The sequence below is a fragment of the Stenotrophomonas sp. STEN225 genome (assembly GCF_056756445.1).
The window spans coordinates 255,449-275,687 of record NZ_JBRRBV010000001.1 but is presented as its reverse complement, the minus strand read 5'-3'; the positions used below and the strand labels follow the sequence as shown (position 1 = coordinate 275,687).

General features: G+C 68.0%; 21 protein-coding genes. 16 read left to right on the top strand and 5 right to left on the bottom strand.

From position 1 onward, the window contains the following. Positions 1–6: 6 nt before the first annotated feature. Positions 7–879, top strand: coding sequence for an SMC-Scp complex subunit ScpB (gene scpB / locus ACVOJ1_RS01335; protein WP_180875560.1), 873 nt, complete (start codon positions 7–9; stop codon positions 877–879). Next, positions 872–2,479 carry a pseudouridine synthase gene (locus tag ACVOJ1_RS01330; RefSeq protein WP_346479905.1) on the top strand — a complete coding sequence of 536 codons (1,608 nt, stop codon included), beginning with the start codon at positions 872–874 and terminating at the stop codon, positions 2,477–2,479. Before scpB ends, ACVOJ1_RS01330 begins: the two co-directional genes overlap by 8 nt. Positions 2,480–2,558: 79 nt before the next feature. Here ACVOJ1_RS01330 and ACVOJ1_RS01325 read toward each other — a convergent pair whose 3' ends face one another. The 3 genes from ACVOJ1_RS01325 to ACVOJ1_RS01315 all read right to left on the bottom strand — a co-directional run bounded on the left by ACVOJ1_RS01325 (position 2,559) and on the right by ACVOJ1_RS01315 (position 5,068). After that, positions 2,559–2,993, bottom strand: a complete 435-nt coding sequence (locus ACVOJ1_RS01325; RefSeq protein ID WP_053516878.1) for a hypothetical protein — start codon at positions 2,991–2,993, stop codon at positions 2,559–2,561. A 105-nt stretch (positions 2,994–3,098) separates the two neighbouring features. Then, a complete protein-coding gene (locus tag ACVOJ1_RS01320; protein ID WP_263175088.1) occupies positions 3,099–3,905 on the bottom strand; it encodes an amidohydrolase in 807 nt (268 codons plus the stop codon). A gap of 14 nt (positions 3,906–3,919) precedes the next feature. Beyond that, positions 3,920–5,068, bottom strand: coding sequence for a pyridoxal phosphate-dependent aminotransferase (locus tag ACVOJ1_RS01315; protein ID WP_263175089.1), 1,149 nt, complete (start codon positions 5,066–5,068; stop codon positions 3,920–3,922). Between the two features lie 143 nt (positions 5,069–5,211). Here ACVOJ1_RS01315 and ccmA point away from each other — a divergent pair, with 143 nt between their 5' ends. The 11 genes from ccmA to ACVOJ1_RS01260 all read left to right on the top strand — a co-directional run bounded on the left by ccmA (position 5,212) and on the right by ACVOJ1_RS01260 (position 13,675). Then, positions 5,212–5,913 (top strand): heme ABC exporter ATP-binding protein CcmA, encoded by a 702-nt coding sequence (gene ccmA / locus ACVOJ1_RS01310; protein WP_428992327.1) that lies wholly within the window; start codon positions 5,212–5,214, stop codon positions 5,911–5,913. Next, the gene (ccmB, locus tag ACVOJ1_RS01305) at positions 5,910–6,605 is read left to right on the top strand and encodes a heme exporter protein CcmB (protein ID WP_053516872.1); all 696 of its coding nucleotides are present in this window, start codon (positions 5,910–5,912) and stop codon (positions 6,603–6,605) included. The genes ccmA and ccmB overlap by 4 nt, the downstream gene beginning before the upstream one ends. Before the next feature lie 43 nt (positions 6,606–6,648). Then, on the top strand, positions 6,649–7,419 hold the full coding sequence (ccmC, locus tag ACVOJ1_RS01300) for a heme ABC transporter permease CcmC (protein WP_193396145.1): 771 nt from the start codon (positions 6,649–6,651) through the stop codon (positions 7,417–7,419). Further along, on the top strand, positions 7,416–7,604 hold the full coding sequence (gene ccmD / locus ACVOJ1_RS01295) for a heme exporter protein CcmD (RefSeq protein WP_053516869.1): 189 nt from the start codon (positions 7,416–7,418) through the stop codon (positions 7,602–7,604). The genes ccmC and ccmD overlap by 4 nt, the downstream gene beginning before the upstream one ends. Further along, on the top strand, positions 7,601–8,077 hold the full coding sequence (gene ccmE, locus ACVOJ1_RS01290; RefSeq protein WP_262218736.1) for a cytochrome c maturation protein CcmE: 477 nt from the start codon (positions 7,601–7,603) through the stop codon (positions 8,075–8,077). Before ccmD ends, ccmE begins: the two co-directional genes overlap by 4 nt. Next, on the top strand, positions 8,078–9,997 hold the full coding sequence (locus tag ACVOJ1_RS01285; RefSeq protein ID WP_262218734.1) for a heme lyase CcmF/NrfE family subunit: 1,920 nt from the start codon (positions 8,078–8,080) through the stop codon (positions 9,995–9,997). Between the two features lie 8 nt (positions 9,998–10,005). Then, positions 10,006–10,623, top strand: coding sequence for a DsbE family thiol:disulfide interchange protein (locus ACVOJ1_RS01280; RefSeq protein ID WP_053516864.1), 618 nt, complete (start codon positions 10,006–10,008; stop codon positions 10,621–10,623). A 4-nt stretch (positions 10,624–10,627) separates the two neighbouring features. After that, positions 10,628–11,074: a cytochrome c-type biogenesis protein gene (locus ACVOJ1_RS01275; RefSeq protein ID WP_430542986.1), complete on the top strand. Its 447-nt coding sequence runs from the start codon at positions 10,628–10,630 to the stop codon at positions 11,072–11,074. Then, the gene (locus tag ACVOJ1_RS01270; RefSeq protein WP_414488331.1) at positions 11,068–12,060 is read left to right on the top strand and encodes a tetratricopeptide repeat protein; all 993 of its coding nucleotides are present in this window, start codon (positions 11,068–11,070) and stop codon (positions 12,058–12,060) included. The genes ACVOJ1_RS01275 and ACVOJ1_RS01270 overlap by 7 nt, the downstream gene beginning before the upstream one ends. A gap of 161 nt (positions 12,061–12,221) precedes the next feature. Next, on the top strand, positions 12,222–13,334 hold the full coding sequence (metX, locus tag ACVOJ1_RS01265; protein ID WP_111186426.1) for a homoserine O-acetyltransferase MetX: 1,113 nt from the start codon (positions 12,222–12,224) through the stop codon (positions 13,332–13,334). After that, complete coding sequence (locus tag ACVOJ1_RS01260; RefSeq protein WP_053520347.1) at positions 13,334–13,675, top strand: DUF1294 domain-containing protein; 342 nt, start codon at positions 13,334–13,336, stop codon at positions 13,673–13,675. The genes metX and ACVOJ1_RS01260 overlap by 1 nt, the downstream gene beginning before the upstream one ends. A gap of 13 nt (positions 13,676–13,688) precedes the next feature. Here ACVOJ1_RS01260 and cydC read toward each other — a convergent pair whose 3' ends face one another. Both cydC and cydD read right to left on the bottom strand, forming a co-directional pair. After that, positions 13,689–15,362: a thiol reductant ABC exporter subunit CydC gene (gene cydC / locus ACVOJ1_RS01255; protein ID WP_263175101.1), complete on the bottom strand. Its 1,674-nt coding sequence runs from the start codon at positions 15,360–15,362 to the stop codon at positions 13,689–13,691. After that, the gene (cydD, locus tag ACVOJ1_RS01250) at positions 15,359–17,098 is read right to left on the bottom strand and encodes a thiol reductant ABC exporter subunit CydD (RefSeq protein WP_263175102.1); all 1,740 of its coding nucleotides are present in this window, start codon (positions 17,096–17,098) and stop codon (positions 15,359–15,361) included. The genes cydC and cydD overlap by 4 nt, the downstream gene beginning before the upstream one ends. Before the next feature lie 228 nt (positions 17,099–17,326). Here cydD and ACVOJ1_RS01245 point away from each other — a divergent pair, with 228 nt between their 5' ends. The 3 genes from ACVOJ1_RS01245 to cydX are packed head-to-tail and all read left to right on the top strand — an operon-like array spanning position 17,327 to position 20,229. Further along, positions 17,327–18,916, top strand: a complete 1,590-nt coding sequence (locus ACVOJ1_RS01245) for a cytochrome ubiquinol oxidase subunit I (protein WP_263175104.1) — start codon at positions 17,327–17,329, stop codon at positions 18,914–18,916. 17 nt (positions 18,917–18,933) lie between these two features. Beyond that, positions 18,934–20,085, top strand: a complete 1,152-nt coding sequence (gene cydB / locus ACVOJ1_RS01240; RefSeq protein WP_053520343.1) for a cytochrome d ubiquinol oxidase subunit II — start codon at positions 18,934–18,936, stop codon at positions 20,083–20,085. 27 nt (positions 20,086–20,112) lie between these two features. After that, on the top strand, positions 20,113–20,229 hold the full coding sequence (gene cydX / locus ACVOJ1_RS01235) for a cytochrome bd-I oxidase subunit CydX (RefSeq protein WP_053520342.1): 117 nt from the start codon (positions 20,113–20,115) through the stop codon (positions 20,227–20,229). Positions 20,230–20,239: the final 10 nt, after the last annotated feature.

Genomic DNA, 20,239 nt, shown 5'->3' with positions numbered 1-20,239 from the left:
CTGCCGATGGATCAACCGCTGATCAACCGCATTGTCGAAGGTGCCCTGCTGGCCTCCAGCCAGCCGCTGACCCTGGCCCAGCTGAAAGACCTGTTCCCGGAAGAGGAACCAGCACCGCCGGGCAGCATCGAACGTGCGCTGGAGCACCTGCGCGAAGGCTGCGAAGGCCGCGGCGTGGAACTGGTCGAGGTCGCCTCGGGCTTCCGCTACCAGGTCACCGGCGAGGTGCATGGCTGGATCAGCCGGCTGTGGACCGAACGCAAGACCCGCTACACCCGTGCCACCCTGGAAACGCTGGCGCTGATCGCCTACCGGCAACCGATCACCCGCGGCGAGATCGAGCAGGTGCGCGGCGTCGCTGTCAGCAGCAACATCATCCAGGCACTGGAAGAACGCGAATGGATCCGCGTCGTCGGCCACCGCGACGTGCCCGGCAAGCCGGCACTGTTCGGCACCACCAAGGGCTTCCTGGATTACTTCGGCCTCAAGCGCCTGGATGAGCTGCCGCCGCTGTCGGAGTTGAAGGACCTGGGCGAGCTGGAACCACAGCTGGCCCTGGACCGCGATGCACCGGCTGCCGCCAGCGCCGACGGCCCCGACGTTTCGGCCGAGCCGGACGGGGCCGCCAATGATGATGCCGGCCTGGCCGGTGGCAACACCCCGCATTCCGCCGACGCAGTCCCTGCGGCGGCCACCGATGAGCAAGCACCTTCGCCCCTCGATGATGGGCACCCCGATTCCGCGCCGGGCGAGCGCGCGGTGCCAGTGAACGAACGCGAAGACAACGCCGTCGCGACGACGACCGTGGCTGTTGACCAAGCCGATTCCGAACCAGAGGCCGACCTCGAAACCGTCGGCCGGAGCAAAACTGATGAGTGACACCCCTCGCAAGCTGTCGTTGAACAAGCTCTCGCTCAAGCGCGAAGCCACCTCCGAACAGTTCAAGTTGGAAGAACGCCTGCACAAGGTCCTGGCCCAGGCTGGCCTTGGCTCGCGCCGCGCGCTGGAACAGCGCATCGCCGAAGGCCTGGTCAAGGTCAACGGTGAAGTTGCGCAGACCGGCATGTCGGTCAAGAGCGGCGACAAGATCGAACTGGACGGCCGCGGCTTCGTCGCCACGGCGCTGTCCGAACCCTCGCGCGTGCTGGTCTACAACAAGCCGGAAGGCGAAGTGACCACCCGCGAAGACCCCGAAGGCCGTCCGACCGTGTTCGAATCGCTGCCGCCGCTGAAGGGCGCGCGCTGGATCGCGATCGGTCGCCTCGACATCAACACCACCGGCCTGCTGCTGGCGACCACCGACGGTGAACTGGCCAACGCGATGATGCACCCGTCTTTCGAGGTCGAGCGCGAGTACGTGGTCCGCGTGCGTGCACCGGAAGGCCAGGAAAAGGTGGCCGATGCCATCGTCGACCGCCTTGCCCGTGGCGTCGCGCTGGAAGACGGCCCGGCCAAGTTCGACGAGATCGAACGCATCGGCGGTACCGATTCGCACGACTGGTTCCGCGTCGTGGTCAAGGAAGGCCGCAACCGCGAAGTGCGCCGCCTGTGGGAATCGCAGGGCTGCCAGGTCAGTCGCCTCAAGCGCACCCGCTACGGCCGGGTCAGCCTGCCGCGCGAACTGGCCCGTGGCCAGTCGGTCGAGCTGCCGAGCGCCCAGGTCGAAGCGCTGCGTGCTGAACTGAAGCTGGAAGAAGGCGCTCCGTCGGCCCTCACCCTGCAGCCGGTGATCGGCCAGCGCCGCGCCGCCAAGACCACCGTGCGCGTGCGCGAAGGCGGCCGTGGCAACGCTTACGTCAATGGCCACAGCACGGCCGACGAAGGGCGCGAACTGCGCCGTTTCGACACCCTGCGCGAAGACCGTGGCCGTGGCCGCGGCGGCAAGGGGGGCGGCTTCAAGGGCGGCCTCACGGTCAGCGGCGAGGCCGCGGCCAAGCAGTCGCAGAAGCCGTTCAAGCAGCGCAAGCCGAAGAATGACCGTTCGCTGCCGGAAGGCAATCCGGCTGCGTTCCGCACCTGGTACGTGCCCGATGGCGTCAGCACCGGCCCGAGCGGCCACCGCAACGCCGGTCCGGGCGCACGTGGTCCGGGCGGCGGCCAGGGCCGTCCTTATGGCAAGCCGAAGGGTCCGGGCGCCGCAGGCGGCCAGGGTCGCGGTGGCGCCGGTGGCCAGGGCCGTCCCGGCGCGGGCAACCGCAGCCAGGGCGCGCAGGGCAACAAGCATCCGTACGGGCACCCGGGCAACGCCCCGAGCTTCCCGTCCGACCACGCCAACCCGGGCTTCAATCCGTATGGCAGCCCGAAGCCGGCGCAGGGTGCCCGTCCGGGCGGCCGCGGTCCCGGCGGCGGCAACCGTGGCCCGGGTGGCCCCGGTGGCAATCGCGGCCCCGGCGGTCCGGGGGGCAACCGCGGTGCAGGCGGCCCCGGCGGCAATCGTGGCCCGGGTGGCCCCCGTCGCGGCGGTCCGCGCGGCGGCTGATCGGCGGCACGCCTGACATGAAAAACCCCGGCATTGGCCGGGGTTTTTCGTTATCGGGTGCCGCTGCGACGGGAACCGGTCAACGTCGGCTGATGGTGAAGGCTGTGCCGTCCACACCCAGGTCCCAGCCCTTGCCGGTACCGGACAGCGCCAGCGAGATGTCGCCCTTGGTCATCACCTGCGCATTGCTGGATTTCACCGCACCGGCATGAGCCCCGACCGACGCGTAGGTACCGAGCAGTTCATCCACGCTGACGGCGCCGGTGAAGCTGCCGCGCCCGTCGGTGATCTTCGATTTGCCCACGGTCAGGCCACCGCCCTTCATCTGGATGCGCACCGGCAGACTGGCACCGTTGCTGCAGCTGACGGTGCCGGTGCCCGAGGCCGTCTTGTAGATCAGCGACCAGCCGGACAGGTTGTAGCGCAGGTGGCAGTCGAGGTTGCCACCGGCATGCGCGGCCGGAGCCAGGGAGGTGGCGGCCAGCGCCAGCAGCAGGGCAAGGGACTTGTTCATCGGCAGGACTTCCACAGCGTTCGGACTGCCGGCGAATCTAGCAGCGCGCGCGTGCAGGGTGAATGCAGGCGCGCACGGTGATGCGGGCAGCGTTCAGCCCTTCGTTCAGGCCTGCACGTCCAGATGGAAAGCATCGGCATCGAGCATCGCCGGGAAGCGCGCACGGTGCAGCGCCAGCGCGTCGGCCGAAATGGTGGTGGTCACCACCTGCTCGCGCTCGCGGATCTCCACCTGCGGCTGGCCGAGGAAATCCAGCACGGCGCTGTCGCCGGCATAGTGCAGCTGGTTGCCGTCCACGCCGACACGGTTGACCGCAGCGACGAAGCACAGGTTCTCGATGGCGCGTGCGCGCAGCAGCGTCTTCCACGCGTAGGCACGCGCCGAGGGCCAGTTGGCAACGAAGATCTGCAGATCGAAATCCAGCTGTTCGGGCCGTTCCACGTTGTAGCGGTTGCGGCAGAACACCGGGAACCGCAGGTCGTAGCAGACCTGCGGATTGATGCGCCAGCCCTTCCATTCCACGCAGAGGCGGTCGCGGCCGGCGGCATAGCGCTCGTGCTCGCCGCCATAGCGGAACAGGTGGCGCTTGTCGTAGTACTGCAGTCCACCGTCGGGGGTCGCGAACAGCAGCCGGTTGTACACGCCCGCGCCGTCGCGCAGCTGCACACTGCCGACCACTGCCGCGTTCAAGGTTCTGGCCTGTTCGCGCACCCAGGCGACGGTGGGGCCATCCATGCCTTCAGCCTGTGCGATGGCCTCGTTGGAGAAGCCACTGGTGAAGGTCTCGGGCAGGATGACCAGATCTGTGGTGCCGGCGAGCGGCGCCAGCAGCGCGCCATAGTAGGTGCGGTTGCCGGCCGGGTCGTGCCAGCGGGTGTCGCCCTGGACGAGGGAAATGCGCAGATCCTGCATGGTCGTCACTCCGCTCACAGCAGGCGCAGGCGTTCGATCGCCGCGTCCAGGGTCGCCTCGTTCTTGGCGAAGCACAGCCGTACCAGGCGCTGGCCGGCCGGTGCGGTTTCGTAGAACGGCGACAGCGGGATGGCGGTGACGCCCTTCTCGATGGTCAGCCACTTCACGAATTCGTGGTCGGGCAGATCGCTGATGGCCGAGTAATCGACCAGCTGGAAGTAGCCGCCCGGCACCGGCAGCGGCTTCAGCCGCGTACCGGCCAGCTGCTCGCGGAAGCGGTCACGCTTGGCCTGGTAGAACGCGCCCAGTTCCAGGTGGTGCTCCGGTTCGTCGCGGATCATCGCGGCAAAGCCATACTGGGCCGGGCCGAAGCTGGTGAAGGTGTTGTACTGGTGCACCTTGCGGAATTCCGCGGTCAGCAGCGGCGGCGCCACCGCATAACCGATCTTCCAGCCGGTGCAGTGGTAGGTCTTGCCGAAGCTGGAGATGACGAAGGTCCGCTCGCGCAGTTCCGGGTAGCGCAGCACCGATTCGTGGCGGCGGCCATCGTAGATGATGTGCTCGTACACCTCATCGGAAATCAGGTAGATCTGCGTGCCACGCAGCACGTCGGCCAGCGCCTGCATGTCGGCCTCGTCCAGCATCGCACCGGAGGGGTTGTGCGGGGTGTTGACCATCAGCATGCGGGTGCGCGGCGTGATGGCCGCACGCACGCGGTCCCAGTCCACGGCGAACGTCTGCGGGTCCAGCGGCACGTGCACGGTGGTGGCGCCGGCCAGCTCGATGGCCGGCTCGTAGCAGTCATATGCGGGGTCCAGCACGATCACCTCCTCGCCGGCACGCACCACGGCGTGGATGGCGTTGAAGATGGCCTCGGTCGCGCCGCTGGTGACGGTGATTTCGGTGTCCGGGTCGACCTGGGCGCCATACAGGTCCAGTGACTTCTGCGCGATGGCCTGGCGCAGCGGCGCCACACCGGTCATCGGCGGATACTGGTTCAGGCCGGCCGCCATCGCCCTGGCGGTTTCGTCGATCAGGCGCTGCGGCGCGGAAAAATCCGGAAACCCCTGGCCCAGATTGACTGCACCGTGCTCGGCAGCGAGCTGGGACATGACGGTGAAGATGGTGGTACCGACCTTGGGCAGCTTGGTGGTGGGTTGCATCGGCCTGGGCTAATGGGAACAAGGGCTGGAAGTGTACGAAATCCGGACCCGGCCTGCGGCGCGGGCCGGTCGTGACGGGTCATGCCGGGCGGCTGTTTGCACATGCCCTTTCAGCGGGATACCGCGCTTGACGCTCGCCGGGCGTGGCCCGGCGCTACCGGGCGGATTTCATCGCTACAATTGCCGCCGCACTCCGGCATGAAGATCCCTGCCCCTTGGACACCCCTGCATTGCTGGCCGCCAGCGGCCTGAGCTTCTCGCGCAATGACGCGCCCGTGTTCGGCCCGCTGGACTTCCACGTGGATGCTGGCGAGGCGCTGCTCGTGCAGGGCGGCAACGGTGCCGGCAAGACCACCCTGCTGCGCGTGCTCGCCGGCCTTGCGCGACCCGGCGCCGGCCAGGTGCGGATCGACGGCAGGCCCGCCAGCAACGCCGAACGGGCGCGCTACGTCGCCTATCTCAGCCATCTTCCCGCGCTGAAGCCGGACCTGGACACACTGGAGAACCTGCACTTCCTGTGCGGCCTGCACGGGCGCCGGGCGCGGCAGATGCCGGGCAATGCGCTGGCCATCGTCGGCCTGGCCGGGTATGAGGACACCCTGGTGCGGCACCTGTCGGCCGGACAGAAGCGGCGGCTGGCGCTGGCCCGCATCTGGCTCTCGCCCGCCCCGCTGTGGCTGCTCGACGAGCCCTACGCCAACCTCGACCTGGAGGGCATCACCCTGGTCAACCGGATGATTTCGGCACACCTGCGTGCCGGTGGCGCCGCCCTGGTCACCACCCATGGGGCCTACGCCGCACCACCGGTGCGTACCCGCCAGCTCGACCTCGGCGGTGCCGCATGATCGCCCCGGGTACCGAACCTGGCCTGTGGCAGACCGCGCGCGCCCTGGTCAGGCGTGACCTGCGCCTGCTCTGGCGCCGCCGCGGCGATGCGTTGCAGCCGCTGCTGTTCGCCCTGCTGGTGGTGGTGCTGTTCGCACTGGCACAGGGACGCGATCCACAACCGCTGGCGGCGACCGCTGGTGCGGTGCTGTGGCTGGCGGTGCTGCTGGCCGGGCAGCTTGCGCTGGATTCGCTGTTCCGCTCCGACGCGGAGGATGGCTCGCTGGAGCAATGGCTGCTGGCACCGGTGCCACTGGCGTGGCTGGTGCTGGTGCGGGTGCTGCTGCACTGGGCCACCACGGCCCTGCCACTGATCGTACTGAGCCCGCTGCTGGCGGAAATGCTGCATCTGCCGCATGACCAGCTGCCGATGTTGCTGGCATCGTTGCTGCTGGGAACACCGTTGCTGAGCCTGATCGGTGGTGTGGTCGCTGCACTGACCGTGGGCATCCGGCGCTCTGGTATTCTCGTGGCGTTGCTGTCGTTGCCGTTGTACGTGCCGGTGCTGGTCTTCGGTGCAGGCAGCCTGGCTGCAGCCAGCCGTGGACAGGATCCGGTCGGCGCGCTGCTGATGCTGGGTGCCGGCCTGCTGGTGGCACTGGTGCTGGCACCGCTGGCGACTGCCGCTGCGATTCGTATTTCTCTGAGTTGATCGAGCTGAGAGCCAATCCACCCCTGCTGGATAGCCGTCACGCATGAATCCGATTGTCCGCTGGTTCCACCAACTCGGTTCTCCGCCCACGTTCGATCGTTTCGCCGCCCGCTGGTCGCGGGTGTTCTACCTCGCGGCCGTGCCGGTCCTGCTTGTCGGAATCTGGCAGGCATTGCTGGTGGTGCCGCCGGAAGCCCGGCAGCTGGACAGTTTCCGCATCCTCTACATCCATGTGCCCAGCGCCTGGATGAGCCTGTTCGTATTCGCGCTGATGGCGCTGTACGCCGCCATTGCCCTGATCTGGCGGATCAAGGTCTGCGAGATCCTGGCCATGGCGTGCGCGCCGATGGGCGCGGGGTTCACGCTGATCACCCTGCTCACCGGCAGCATCTGGGGCAAGGGCACGTGGGGGACCTGGTGGGACTGGGACCCGCGCATGACCAGCGAACTGGTGCTGCTGTTCCTGTATCTGGGCGTGATCGGCCTGTACCACGCCATCGAGGACCGCCGCAGTGCCGCCCGTGCGGCCGGTCTGCTGGCCATCGTCGGCGTCAGCCTGCTACCGGTGATCCGCTATTCCGTGGACTGGTGGGGTGGGTTGCACCAGCGCCAGTCGATCAACGTGTTCGGTGAATCGGCCATCGACAGTGCGATGATCGCCCCGCTGTGGTGGATGGTGATCGGTACCAAGTTCTGGTTCGCCGGTTCGGTGCTGGCCAAGGCGCGTGCCGACAATCTCGACCGCGAGGCCGGCAAGGCCTGGGTCGGCGGCCGCATCGACACCGCGCAGGCTGCTGCGGAGAACCCGCAATGAGCCACCTGCCCTACGTGATCGGTGCGTACGCGGTGTTCGTGCTGGTGCTCTGCGCCGACGCGCTCGGTTCCTGGCTGCGCCTGCGCGCCGCCCGGCGCATGGCACAGGCCCGGCAGCAGCGGCAGCAGGCACGTGCCAGCGCTCAGGATGTCCCACCGTCGCTGTCCACGGAGCTGGAACGATGACACCGGTCCAACGCCGCCGCCTGGCCTGGGTCCTGCTGGCCCTGCTCGCTTCCGGCCTGGCCACCGCGCTGGTGGCGATGGCACTGGAGCGCAACATTGCCTACCTGTACACGCCCTCCGAAGTGCTGCGTGGCGACGTCGAGCCGCAATCGCGGTTCCGCCTCGGCGGCATGGTGGTGAAGGGTTCCTTCAACCGCCCGCCCGGCTCGCTGGATGCCCACTTCCTGGTCACCGATGGCGATGCCCAGCTGGCGGTGACGACCTCGCGCATCCTGCCGGACATGTTCGCCGAAGGCACGGCCGTGGTCGCCAGCGGCCGCCTGCAGGAGGGCGCGCTGCAGAATGCCGTGTTCATCGCCGACGAAGTGCTGGCCAAGCATGACGAGCAGTACGTGCCGAAGGAAGTGGCCGACAAGATGGGCCAGGCCCATCTCAAGCACGACGTGCCGGTGACGGCACCCGAGGTCCGCTGAGTGCTGCCCGAACTGGGTCAGATCCTGCTGCTGTGCGCACTGCTGGCGTCGCTGCTGCTGGCCGGCCTGCCGCTGGCCGGCGCCCATCGCGGCAACGCGGCGTGGATGGCGGTGGCACGGCCGGCCGCTTACGCGCAGCTGCTGCTGGTGGCCGGTGCATTCGCGGTGCTGACCGCCACCTTCGTGCAGCAGGACTTCTCGGTGCGCTACGTGGCCGAGAACTCCAACTCACTGCTGCCACTCATCTACCGCTACTCGGCGGTGTGGGGCGCGCACGAAGGCTCGCTGCTGATGTGGGCGCTGGTGCTGGCGCTGTGGACTGGAGCGGTCGCGCTGTTCTCACGGCACCTGCCCCGACACGTGCAGGCGCGCGTGCTGGCGGTGATGGGCATCGTCAGCGTGGGCTTCCTCGCCTTCCTGATCTTCACCTCCAACCCGTTCCTGCGCTTGAACCCGGCCCCGCTGGAGGGCCGTGACCTCAATCCGCTGCTGCAGGATCCGGGACTGATCATCCACCCGCCGATGCTGTACCTGGGCTACGTGGGTTTCGCGGTGCCGTTCGCCTTCGCCGTGGCCGCGCTGCTGGAGGGACGCGTGGACGCACGCTGGCTGCGCTGGACGCGGCCATGGACCAATGTCGCCTGGGCGTTCCTGACCCTGGGCATCGCCCTGGGCAGCTGGTGGGCCTACTACGAACTGGGCTGGGGCGGCTGGTGGTTCTGGGATCCGGTCGAGAACGCCAGCTTCATGCCATGGCTGGTCGGCGCCGCACTGATCCACTCCCAAGCGGTCACCGAGAAGCGCGGCACCTTCGGCAGCTGGACCCTGCTGCTGGCGATCGCCGCATTCGCGCTGTCGCTGCTGGGCACGTTCCTGGTGCGCTCCGGCGTGCTGACCAGCGTGCACTCGTTCGCCGCCGATCCTTCGCGGGGCCTGTTCATCCTCGTGTTCCTGTCACTGCTGGTGGGTGGAAGCCTGCTGCTGTACGCGCTGCGCGCTGGCCAGCTGAGCATCGACGCCGATGATGCCCGCCGCGGCTTCACCGCAACCTCGCGCGAAACGCTGCTGCTGGCCAACAACCTGCTGCTGGCCACCGCCTGCGCGATGGTCCTGCTCGGCACGCTGTACCCGCTGCTGGCCGATGCGCTGGCGCTGGGCAAGATTTCGGTCGGCCCACCCTACTTCGGCAGCCTGTTCCTGCTGTTGATGGCGCCGTTGGTGCTGCTGCTGCCCTTCGGCCCGCTGGTGAAATGGCAGCGCGACCAGCCTTCGCGCGCCATGGCCCTGCTCGCCCCCTGGCTCGGCCTGGCGGTACTGCTCGGTGCGCTGGCCTGGTGGCAGGCGCCGCAGAACGGATGGAAAGCCGGCATCGGCGTCGCCGCGGCGGCCTGGGTCGCGCTGGGCACCGCCCGCTTCGTCTGGCAGCGGTTGCGTGGCAATGGCCGCTTTACTGCCGAAATGCTCGGCATGATCGTTGCCCATGCCGGCGTCGCCGTGTTTCTGGCGGGCGCGTTGCTGGTGGAAGCGCTGAACGTGCAGCGCGAAGTGGCGCTGGCACCGGGCCAGCAGATCGTGGTCGGCGGTCACGAAGTGCGCTTCGAAGGCGTGGATCACCGCGAGGGCCCCAACTTCATTGCCGACCGCGGTCATCTGCGGGTGTTCCGCGACGGCCGCGAACTGGCCCTGCTGCATCCGGAGAAGCGGCAGTACGCCAGCGGTGGCCAAGTGATGACCGAGGCCGGCATCGATGCGCGCATCGGCGGTGATGTCTACGTGGCATTGGGTGAGCCGCTGGGCAACAATGCATGGGCGGTCCGCGTCCACATCAAACCGTTCGTGCGCTGGATCTGGCTGGGCGCGCTGCTGATGGCCCTGGGTGGATTCATCACCGCCGCTGACCGCCGCTTCCGTCGTCCGTAGGAGTTTCCATGTCCGAGTCCCCCGCCCCGCGCCCCTCCCGCCCGCTGCCGCCGGTCGCCATCGTTATCGGCGTGCTGTTCTTCTTCGGCCTGCTCGGGTTGATGATCTACGGCGTGATGAAGTCGGGCGACCCGCAGCGCGACGTGCTGCCTTCGGCCCTCATCGACAAGCCCGCCCCCGCCTTCGCGCTGCCGGTGCTGCACGATCCGCAGATGATCGTGCGCAGCGAAGAACTGCGCGGTGCGCCCTATCTGCTGAACGTCTGGGGCAGCTGGTGCGCGGCCTGCCGCGAGGAACACCCGGTACTGACCCGTTTCGCCGAGAGCAAGCGCGTGCGCGTGATCGGCTACAACTGGAAAGACGACCCCACCGATGCCCTGCACTGGCTGGAACAGCTGGGCAATCCGTTCATGGTCGTGCTCAGCGACATCGAAGGCCGTACCGCGATCGACTGGGGCGTAACGGCCGCGCCGGAGACCTTCCTCGTCGACGGCAGCGGCATCGTGCGCTGGAAGTACAGCGGAGCGATGACGCAGAAGGTGGTCGACGAGAAGCTGATCCCGGCGCTGGAGAAGATCGAGAAGGCTCAGAACGATGCGGCCGGTTCGCAGCGCGTTGCTCCGTAGCGGCCTGCGCGGGCTGCTGGTACTGCTGCTGGCCGGGTCGTTGCCCGGCCTGGCGCAGCAACCACTGCATGACCCAAAGCCGCTGCAGTTCCGTGATGCAGCGGAGGAGCGTCGTTTCCACGACCTCGCCGCGCAGCTGCGCTGCGTGCAGTGCCAGAACCAGTCGCTGGCCGATTCCAACGCCCAGATCGCCCAGGACCTGCGCCGGGAGGTACTGCAGCTGATGCAGCAGGACCATGACGATACGCAGATCAAGCGCTTCCTCGTCGCCCGCTATGGCGACTTCGTGCTTTACCAGCCCCCACTGCAGCCGGGCACCTGGTTGCTGTGGGGTGGTCCGCTGCTGGTACTGGGCGCCGGCGCGCTGGTGGTGGTGGGCATCGTCCGCCGTCGTGCCCGTACCGTGGCCGCCGCACCGCCGACATCGGCCGACGAGGGAGAGGACTGGTGAACGATTGGCTGCTTTTCGCGGCTGCCGCCAGCGCTGCGCTCACTGCGCTGCTGGTGTTGTGGCCGCTGCGGCGGCAAGGCCGCACCGGCTTCCTCGTCGCCGTGGCTGCCGTGGGCATCGCCGGCGCCTGCCTGTACCAGCTGGTGGGGAACCCGCAGGCGGCACGGGTGCAGCCGGCGCCATCGGTGGCGACCCTGCGCGAGGGCGTGCAGGCCCTGCAGGGCGCGCTGCAGCGCGATCCACAACGTGCCGATGGCTGGGCCCTGCTCGGCCGCTCGCAGAGCGAACTGGGCAACGCCGCCGCGGCTGCCGAAGCCTTCGCACGCGCGGTGGCACTGGCACCGGACGACCCGGGCGTGCTGGTGGAAGCGGCACAGGCGCGCGCCCAGGCCGATGCCGGAAAGCAGTTCGACGACACCGCCGTATCGTGGCTGCAGCGGGCGCGCACGCTGGCGCCCGAAGCCGAACGGGCCAGCTGGCTGCTCGGCATCGCCCTGCGCCAGCGCGGCCGCAACAGCGAAGCCGCCGATGTCTGGAGTGGCCTGCTGCCGCACCTGGAACCGGGTGCCGCGCAGGCGCTGCAGGCACAGATCGCCATTGCCCGCGAAGCGGCCGCACAGGCGCATGATCCGGCCCCGGCGACCTCGCCTGCACTGCTGCAGGTGCGTGTGCAGCTGCCCACCTCCGTGCAGCATGCGCAATGGCCGGCGGGCGCGCAGATCTTCGTGCTGGCACGTGCGGTCGGCGGCCCGCCGATGCCGGTCGCGGTGCGCAAGCTGCCCCTGGCCGGTTTTCCCGGCACGGTCGGACTTGGCGACGGCGACAGTCCAATGCCCACCGCTCCCCTGTCAGCGCATCGCGAGGTGGAAGTACTGGCGCGGATCTCGCGCAGTGGCAGTGCCAATCGCGGCGACGGTGACCTGCAGAGCCTGCCGGTAAAGGTGACCCTGCCGCATGAGGATGTGGTGGAACTGCGGTTTCCGTAACACCGCACCGCTGCGCTCGCCGGGCACGGCCCGGCGCTACCTGTGCGCTTGCCATCGGTAGCGCCGGGCCATGCCCGACAGAGGGTTGGCGTGCGACATTCGCCCGCTGATGGAAACCAGCGTGTCGCCAGCTCCACATGTGGCCCCGCTAGAATGCCCGCATGACCGAATTCATTCCGCCCGGCACCCGCTTCCATGCCCTGCCTTCGCCCTTCCCGTTCAAGCGCGGCGGCGCCCTGCACGGTGCGCGCGTGGCCTACGAGACCTGGGGCACGCTGGCTGCCGATGGGGGCAACGCGATCCTGATCGTCACCGGCCTGTCGCCGGACGCACATGCCGCCGGCAACGCAGGCAATCCCGCACCGGGCTGGTGGGAGGCGATGCTCGGGCCGGGCAAGCCGATCGATACCGACCGCTGGTTCGTGGTCTGCGTGAACTCGCTGGGCAGCTGCAAGGGCTCGACAGGACCGGCATCGATCAATCCGGCGACCGGCGAACCGTACCGGCTCGACTTTCCCGAACTGTCGATCGAAGACGGCGCACGCGCCGCCGTCGAGGTGGTGCGTGCGCTGGGTATCGAACGGCTGGCCTGCGTGATCGGCAACTCGATGGGCGGCATGACCGCGCTGGCGGTGCTGATGCTGCATCCGGGAATCGCGCGCAGCCACATCAACATTTCCGGCAGTGCGCAGGCGCTGCCGTTCTCCATCGCCATCCGATCGCTGCAGCGGGAAGCGATCCGTCTCGATCCACGCTGGAACAGTGGCCGCTACGACGACACCCAGTACCCTGAATCCGGCATGCGCATGGCGCGCAAGCTGGGGGTGATCACCTACCGCTCGGCGCTGGAATGGGACGGCCGCTTCGGTCGCGTGCGCCTGGATTCGGACCAGGCCGACGACGATCCGTTCGGCCTGGAGTTCCAGGTCGAAAGTTATCTCGAAGGCCACGCGCGCCGCTTCGTGCGCTTCTTCGATCCGAACTGCTATCTGTACCTGAGCCGCTCGATGGACTGGTTCGACCTGGCCGAATATGCCGATGGCGATGTCATGGCTGGACTGGCCAGGATCCGTGTGGACAAGGCGCTGGCCATCGGTGCCAACACCGACATCCTGTTCCCGGTGCAGCAGCAGCAGCAGGTGGCCGACGGCCTGCGCGCCGGCGGCGCCGATGCACGCTTCATCGGACTGGACTCGCCGCAGGGCCATGATGCCTTCCTGGTCGATTTCGATCGGTTCGGCCCGGCTGTTCGCAGCTTCCTCGACACGCTCTAGTGGGATGGCGGCGTCATCTCGCGCTGGCCGCCTTCGGCGCGCTGATCGCACTGACGATCAGCGGCGTTCTGCCCCTGTGGCTGGGCGGCTGGTGCCTGCTGGCCAGTGCCGTGTCGTTTGGCCTGTATGGCCATGACAAGCGCGCCGCACAACGCAACCACCGGCGCATTCCGGAACGGACACTCCAACTGCTGGCCTTCGCCGGCGGCTGGCCTGGCGCATTGCTGGGCCAGGCGACGTTCCGCCACAAGCATCGCAAAGCCGCATTCCAGTGGGTATTCGGGTTGTGCGTGCTGGCCAATGTGGCCTCGATCGCCGTGATGCTGCGCGAATTTTCCTGATGAGGCGCGCCGCTCACGCCTCGCGGATCAGCGCGCCATCGCGCAACCGGTACTGCGCGTCGACCACGCCATCGGGCAGGTCGTCATGGGTGATCATCAACAGGCTGCGACCGTCCAGCAGGCCAGCCAGATCCTGCAGCAGGGCATGGGCCGTGTCCACGTCCAGGCCTTCGGTCGGTTCGTCCAGCAACAGGATCGGCGCGTTGCGCAACAGCGCGCGGGCCAGCGCCAGGCGTCGCGCCTGACCCGCGGACATCGTCGCACCGTTCTCGCCAACCCAGGCCAGCAGGCCACCATTGCGCTCGGCCCACTCGCCCAGCCGCACCCTGTGCAACACCGCCCACAGTGCAGCATCGTCGGCATCAGGATCCCCCAGGCGCAGGTTCTCCGCCACGCTGCCGGCGAACACCGGGGCGTTCTGCGGCAGCCAGGCCAGCTGCCGATGCCAATCGGCCTGGGCGAAATCACGCAGGTCCCGCCCGCCATAGGTCAGCCGGCCCTGCTGCGGATCCCACAGGCGCAGCAGCAGGCTGGACAACGTGGTCTTGCCGCAGCCACTATCGCCACGGATCGCGATGCGCTCGCCGGGCGCCAACGTCAGCTGCAGCCCGCGCAGCACCGGGCGTACCGCCCCCGGCCACTGGAAGTGGACGTCATCCCAGTGCACGCGTGCGTGCACCGGAACCGGCTGCGGTGCCAGCGGTTCGTCCACGGCCGGCGGCTGCTCGACGATGGACTGCAGGCGATCGACCGAGATGCGACCGGACTGCAACGACTGCCATGCCAGGCCCATCCCCGCCCACAGCTCGATCAGCGCCACCGTCAGGAACACCAGTCCGGCTGCCATTTCAGCGGCGATGCGCTGCTGCTCGGCCGCATGCAGGGCCAGTGCCAGCATGGCCACCAGGCCAAGTCCGGCCACGCTGCCGTGCAGTGTCGACGCGGCGATCAGGCGCCAGCGGCGACGGCGATCACGCGCGGCCAACTGCTTGGCGGCCACCCGCACCTTCAGCTGCCACGCCGCATCGGCATGCAGCGCCGCCAGATCGCCCGCGCCTTCCAATCCTTCAAACGCGGCAGTGCGCAGTGCGGCTCGATGCGCGGCGCGATCCGCTTCCTCGCCATCGCGGCCACGCACGCCCAGCCACGGCACACCGAAGGCAATCAGCGCGGCCAGCACCGCCAGCAGCACCGCTGCGGACGGCAGGATCATCGCCGCCGACAGCACGGCCACCATCGACAGGGCACCCAGCGCGACCAGCGGGCCCAGCGCGCGGACCAGCAGGCCGTCCACTTCACCGATATCACCGAGCAGGCGCGCGAGCAGCTCGCCGGTGCGGGTGGCACCCAGCCGCGCGGGCGCCAGTGGCAGGGCGCGCCGGAAGAACCATACCCGCAGGTCGCGGGCGATGCGCAACGTGGCATCGTGGCCAACCAGCTTCTCGAAATAGCGGGAAACGATGCGTGCCATGGTCAGGCCACGGATGCCGGCCGAAGGTGAAAAGAAGTTGAAGCCCTGGCCGAGACCGGCGGCACCGGCCAGCGCCGCTGCGGTGAGGAAGCCACCGGACAGGCCAAGCAGGGCGGTACCTGCCAGCATCGTGGTCCACAGCAGCAGCATGGTCAGCAGCAGACGCGGCCGCTGCTGCAGGAACACCGCACGCAGCGTATCGGGCGAGCGGCTCATGCGTGCACCGCCTGCGCCGGCTCGACCAGACGTCCTTCCGGCAGCAGCAGGCAGCGATCAGCCCAGGCGATCACGGCCGGGCTGTGGGTGGCAACCACCACGCTGCGGCCACGCGCGTAGGCGGCAAGACTGCGCAGCAGCGCTGCTTCGGTATCTGCATCGAGGAAGGCGGTCGGCTCATCCAGCAACAGCACCTGCGGATCGCGCAGCAGCAGGCGGGCCAGGCCGATGCGTCGTGCCTCGCCCCCGGACAGGCCGAAGCCGCGTTCACCGATGATCGTGTCCAGCCCCTGCGGCAACCCCTGCGCGAACGTGAGCACCTGCGCTGCCTCGGCCACCGCGCGCAATCGTGCATCACTGGCGCCAGGATCGGCCAGCCGCAGGTTGTCGGCGATGCTGCCGTGGAACAGATAGGGGCGCTGGCTGGCATAGGCCACCTGCACGCCGGGGCGCAGCATCAGCCTGCCCTCGCGCGGCGGCAGCCAGCCGGCCAGTGCCTCCAGCAGCGTGCTCTTGCCGCTGCCGCTGGCACCTACCAGTGCCAGCCGCTGGCCTGGTTCCAGCAGCACATCCACGCCCCGCAGCACATCCTGCGACGCGCCCAGCGGGCGCAGCACCAGGCCCTGTGCCTGCAGCGGCGGCAGTGCGGCCTCGGCCGGCTCCACTGCCAGCGGCACGACCTCGTTCTCGATCAATCCCTGCTCATCCGGCAACGACTGCAGCAGGCGCTCCACTTCGGCTGCCGCGGCCAGCGCGTTGGCACGATCGTGATAATGGGCGGCCAGTCGTCGCAGCGGTGCATAGAATTCCGGTGCCAGCAGCAGGCAGAACAGGCCTGCGCCCAACGTCGGCACGGCCGCATGCAGCGACATCATGCCCAGATAGCTCAAGCCCAGGTACAGCGCGACCATCGCCACGCTGACGGAAGCGAAGAACTCCAGCACCGTGGACGACAGGAACGCGATCCGCAGCACTTTCATCGTGCGCAGCCGCACGCCCTCGGCAGCGGCTTCTATGCCCGCCAGCTCGGCCTCGCCCCGTCCGTACACGCGCAGCAGGCCCAGGCCCTTGATGCGGTCGGCGAAATGGCCGCTCATGCGCGCCAGCTCACCCAGCTGCGCGCGACCTGCCGCTTCGGCGCCCCACCCCACCAGCATCATGAAGAACGGCACCAGCGGCGCCGTGAACAGCAGGATCAGCGCCACCACCCAATCCACCCAGGCCACCGCGGCCAGGATCAGCACGGGCACCACCACCACCTCAGTGCGCACCGGCAGGAAACCACTGTAATAATTCTCGATCGCATCACCATGATGCAGCAGCAGCTCGCCCAGCTCGCCGGTGCGGCGCTGCCGCAGCCACAGCGGCCCGTGGCCGAGCAGGCGCGCGAACACGCGCTCGCGCAGGGCCAGGCGGGCAGTGTCGGCAACATCGCCGGCGGCAGCCTGGGTCGCGCTGCCCAATGCCGTGCGCAGCAGGAGGATCAGCGCCAGTGCGGCCAGCACCGGCAGGCCCGAGGACAGCGGCGCCTGCTCCACCAGCACCTGCTGCACCAGCCAGGCGATGGCGGCGGCCTGGCCGATCAGCAGCGCGCCGGACAGGCTGATGCATACGGCCGCCAGGCGCTGGCGGCCCCGTGCCCCCCGCGCAAGGTCTGCCAGCCACGCGGTGCGGGCACGCCGCTGCCGGTTCGTCTCGGCTTCCGGCGAAAGGACGGTCGGTTCGGCAGCGCTCAAAGGGTCTTCACAGGGAGTGGAGGATGGATGGCATTGTAGGCATAGGCAACAGCCTCCCCCTGCGGCCAGGGGTCGCAGTTTTCACAGGGCCCGCATACGATCTCTTCGCGTACCTGTTCATACATTGATCTGGATCAAGGCTGTCTGAAGTAGTCGGTCACATCATTCACGTCGTAGACCACCCTTCCCGCCACCTGCAACGGCACTATCCAACGAGGTAGCCAGGCCATGATTGATCAGACAGTCGTAGAACTGTCGCGGCTGCAATTCGCGCTGACCGCGATGTACCACTTCCTATTCGTACCACTCACCCTGGGCCTGTCGTTCATGGTCGCCATCATGGAGAGTGTCTACGTGATGACCGGCAAGGAGATCTGGCGCCGGATGACCCTGTTCTGGGGCGTGCTTTTCGGCATCAACTTCGCCATGGGCGTGGCCACCGGCATCGTCATGGAATTCCAGTTCGGCATGAACTGGTCGTACTACAGCCATTATGTGGGTGACATCTTCGGTGCGCCGCTGGCGATCGAAGGGCTGATGGCCTTCTTCCTGGAAGCCACCTTCGTCGGCCTGTTCTTCTTCGGCTGGAACCGCCTGAGCAAGGTCAAGCACCTGACGGTCACCTGGCTGATGGCGCTGGGCACCAACCTGTCGGCGGTGTGGATCCTGATCGCCAACGGCTGGATGCAGAACCCCACCGGCGCGGTGTTCAACCCGGAAACCATGCGCATGGAAGTGGTCGATTTCATGGCCGTGGTGTTCAACCCGGTGGCGCAGGCCAAGTTCGTGCATACCGTCAGCGCCGGCTACGTGACCGGCGCGGTGTTCGTGATGTCGATCAGTGCCCTGTTCCTGCTGCGCAACAAGCACAAGGACCTGGCCCGCCGTTCGTTCGCGGTGGCCGCTGCGTTCGGCCTGCTGTCATCGCTGTCGGTGGTGGTGCTGGGCGATGAGAGTGGCTACGCCGCCAGCGAGCACCAGAAGATGAAGCTGGCCGCGATCGAGGCGATGTGGGAGACCGAGCGTGCCCCGGCGGACTTCACCGCCTTCGGCATTCCCAACCAGCAGACGCACCAGAACGACTATGCGGTGAAGATCCCATACCTGATGGGCCTGATCGCCACCCGTTCGCTGGACCAGCCGATCCCGGGCATCCTGGAACTGGTGGAGCGCGCCGAGCACCGCGTACGCGGCGGCCAGCTCGCCTACGGTGCGCTGGAGCGCCTGCGCGCCAACAAGAACGACGTCGAAGCCCGTGAGATGTTCGACCGCCACTGGCAGGATCTGGGCCATGGGCTGCTGCTCAAGCGCTACCGCGAGGACATCCTCAACGCCACCCCCGAGCAGATCTCGCAGGCGGCAATGGATACCGTGCCGCGCGTGATGCCGCTGTTCTGGACCTTCCGCGTGATGGCAGGCCTGGGCTTCTACCTGATCGCCTTCTTCGCATTGGCCTTCTACTACTCGTGCCGCAACAACTTCCAGGACAAGCGCTGGTTCCTCACGCTGGCCCTGTGGACGCTGCCGGCACCGTGGATCGCGATCGAATGCGGCTGGTTCGTGGCCGAGTACGGCCGTCAGCCCTGGGCGGTTGATGGCGTGCTGCCGACGTTCTACGCGGCATCGGGCCTGGCCCTGCACCAGATCGTGCTGACCCTGGCCGGCTTCACCGCGATCTACACCGCACTGATCGTGGTCGAGATCAAGCTGATGCTCAAGGCGATCCGCAAGGGTCCGGACGAGGTGCTGCCGTCGCTGCAGTCGCCCCGCCCGAATGCTTCCCACAATGCCGCAGCGCCGGCCGCCGGCCAGGCCTGAGGCAGGAGAAAACCAAGATGGATTTCATTCTTCTGGACTACACCACGCTGCGCGTGATCTGGTGGCTGCTGCTCGGCATCCTGCTGATCGGCTTCGCGGTGATGGATGGTTTCGACCTGGGAGTGGGCACGCTGCTGCCTTTCGTGGCCCGCACCGACGCCGAGCGCCGGCTGGTGATCAACACCATCGGCCCGGTATGGGAAGGCAACCAGGTGTGGCTGATCCTGGGTGGTGGTGCGATCTTCGCCGCCTGGCCGCCGCTGTACGCGGTCAGCTTCTCAGGCTTCTACCTGGCGATGTTCGTCATCCTGTTTGCCCTGATCCTGCGCCCGGTCGGCTTCAAGTTCCGCAGCAAGATGCCGGGCGAGCGCTGGCGCAACACCTGGGACTGGGCGCTGTTCATCGGCGGCTTCATCCCTGCGCTGATCATGGGCGTGGCGGTGGGCAACGTCCTGCTGGGCGTGCCGTTCCACTTCGATGACAGCATGCGCATCTTCTACACCGGCTCGTTCTTCGGGCTGCTGATGCCGTTCGCGCTGCTGGCCGGCCTGCTCAGCGTTTCCATGCTGGTGGCCCACGGTGCCGCGATGCTGGTGATCAAGACCGATGGCCCGGTGGCTGAACGCTCGGCACGCTTTGGCAGCATTGCCGCGCTGATCGCCTTCGCACTGTTCGCGGTGGGGGGAGCCTGGGTGGCCTTCGGCCTGCCGGGCTACCAGATCACCTCGCAGGTGATCACCGACGGCGCCACCAACCCGCTGCTGAAGAGCGCCGAGCTGGGCGCGGCCGGCGGCTGGATGCGCAACTACAGCACCATGCCGGCGACCCTGCTGGCGCCGCTGGTCGGCCTGCTTGGCCTGCTCGCCAGCGCGGTGCTGCTGCGTGCCCGTCGCGGCGGCCTGGCCTTCATCGCCTCCGGCGCAGCCATCGCCGGCATCATCCTGACCGTCGGCTTCGCGATCTTCCCGTTCCTGCTGCCGTCCTCCAGCCAGCCCACCTCCAGCCTGACCGTGTGGGATGCCTCGTCCAGCCATCTGACCCTGTGGATCATGCTGCTGGCCACGGTGGTGTTCCTGCCGATCATCCTCGCTTACACCACCTGGGTGTACCGCGTGCTCAAGGGCAAGACCACCAGCGATGAAATGGGCAGCAACCCCAACGCCTACTGATCCCCTGCCTCCCAAGGAGAACCGAACATGTGGTATTTCGCCTGGATCCTCGGCGCCGGCCTCGCCTCGACGGTCGCCATCCTCAACGGCATGTGGTTCGAAGCCCGCGAACAGAACCGCATCGACACAGAGAATCGTCGCTGAAATGTAAAAA

Bases quoted from the DNA above. Each gene is read 5' to 3' on its own strand.
- ccmE (WP_262218736.1), top strand. From the start codon at position 7,601: ATGACACCGGTCCAACGCCGCCGCCTGGCCTGGGTCCTGCTGGCCCTG.
- cydB (WP_053520343.1), top strand. From the start codon at position 18,934: ATGGATTTCATTCTTCTGGACTACACCACGCTGCGCGTGATCTGGTGG.
- ACVOJ1_RS01280 (WP_053516864.1), top strand. From the start codon at position 10,006: ATGTCCGAGTCCCCCGCCCCGCGCCCCTCCCGCCCGCTGCCGCCGGTC.
- scpB (WP_180875560.1), top strand. From the start codon at position 7: ATGGATCAACCGCTGATCAACCGCATTGTCGAAGGTGCCCTGCTGGCC.
- cydX (WP_053520342.1), top strand. From the start codon at position 20,113: ATGTGGTATTTCGCCTGGATCCTCGGCGCCGGCCTCGCCTCGACGGTC.
- ACVOJ1_RS01245 (WP_263175104.1), top strand. From the start codon at position 17,327: ATGATTGATCAGACAGTCGTAGAACTGTCGCGGCTGCAATTCGCGCTG.
- cydC (WP_263175101.1), bottom strand. From the start codon at position 15,362: ATGAGCCGCTCGCCCGATACGCTGCGTGCGGTGTTCCTGCAGCAGCGG.
- metX (WP_111186426.1), top strand. From the start codon at position 12,222: ATGACCGAATTCATTCCGCCCGGCACCCGCTTCCATGCCCTGCCTTCG.
- ccmB (WP_053516872.1), top strand. From the start codon at position 5,910: ATGATCGCCCCGGGTACCGAACCTGGCCTGTGGCAGACCGCGCGCGCC.
- ACVOJ1_RS01315 (WP_263175089.1), bottom strand. From the start codon at position 5,068: ATGCAACCCACCACCAAGCTGCCCAAGGTCGGTACCACCATCTTCACC.
- ccmC (WP_193396145.1), top strand. From the start codon at position 6,649: ATGAATCCGATTGTCCGCTGGTTCCACCAACTCGGTTCTCCGCCCACG.
- ACVOJ1_RS01325 (WP_053516878.1), bottom strand. From the start codon at position 2,993: ATGAACAAGTCCCTTGCCCTGCTGCTGGCGCTGGCCGCCACCTCCCTG.
- ccmD (WP_053516869.1), top strand. From the start codon at position 7,416: ATGAGCCACCTGCCCTACGTGATCGGTGCGTACGCGGTGTTCGTGCTG.
- ACVOJ1_RS01320 (WP_263175088.1), bottom strand. From the start codon at position 3,905: ATGCAGGATCTGCGCATTTCCCTCGTCCAGGGCGACACCCGCTGGCAC.
- ACVOJ1_RS01330 (WP_346479905.1), top strand. From the start codon at position 872: ATGAGTGACACCCCTCGCAAGCTGTCGTTGAACAAGCTCTCGCTCAAG.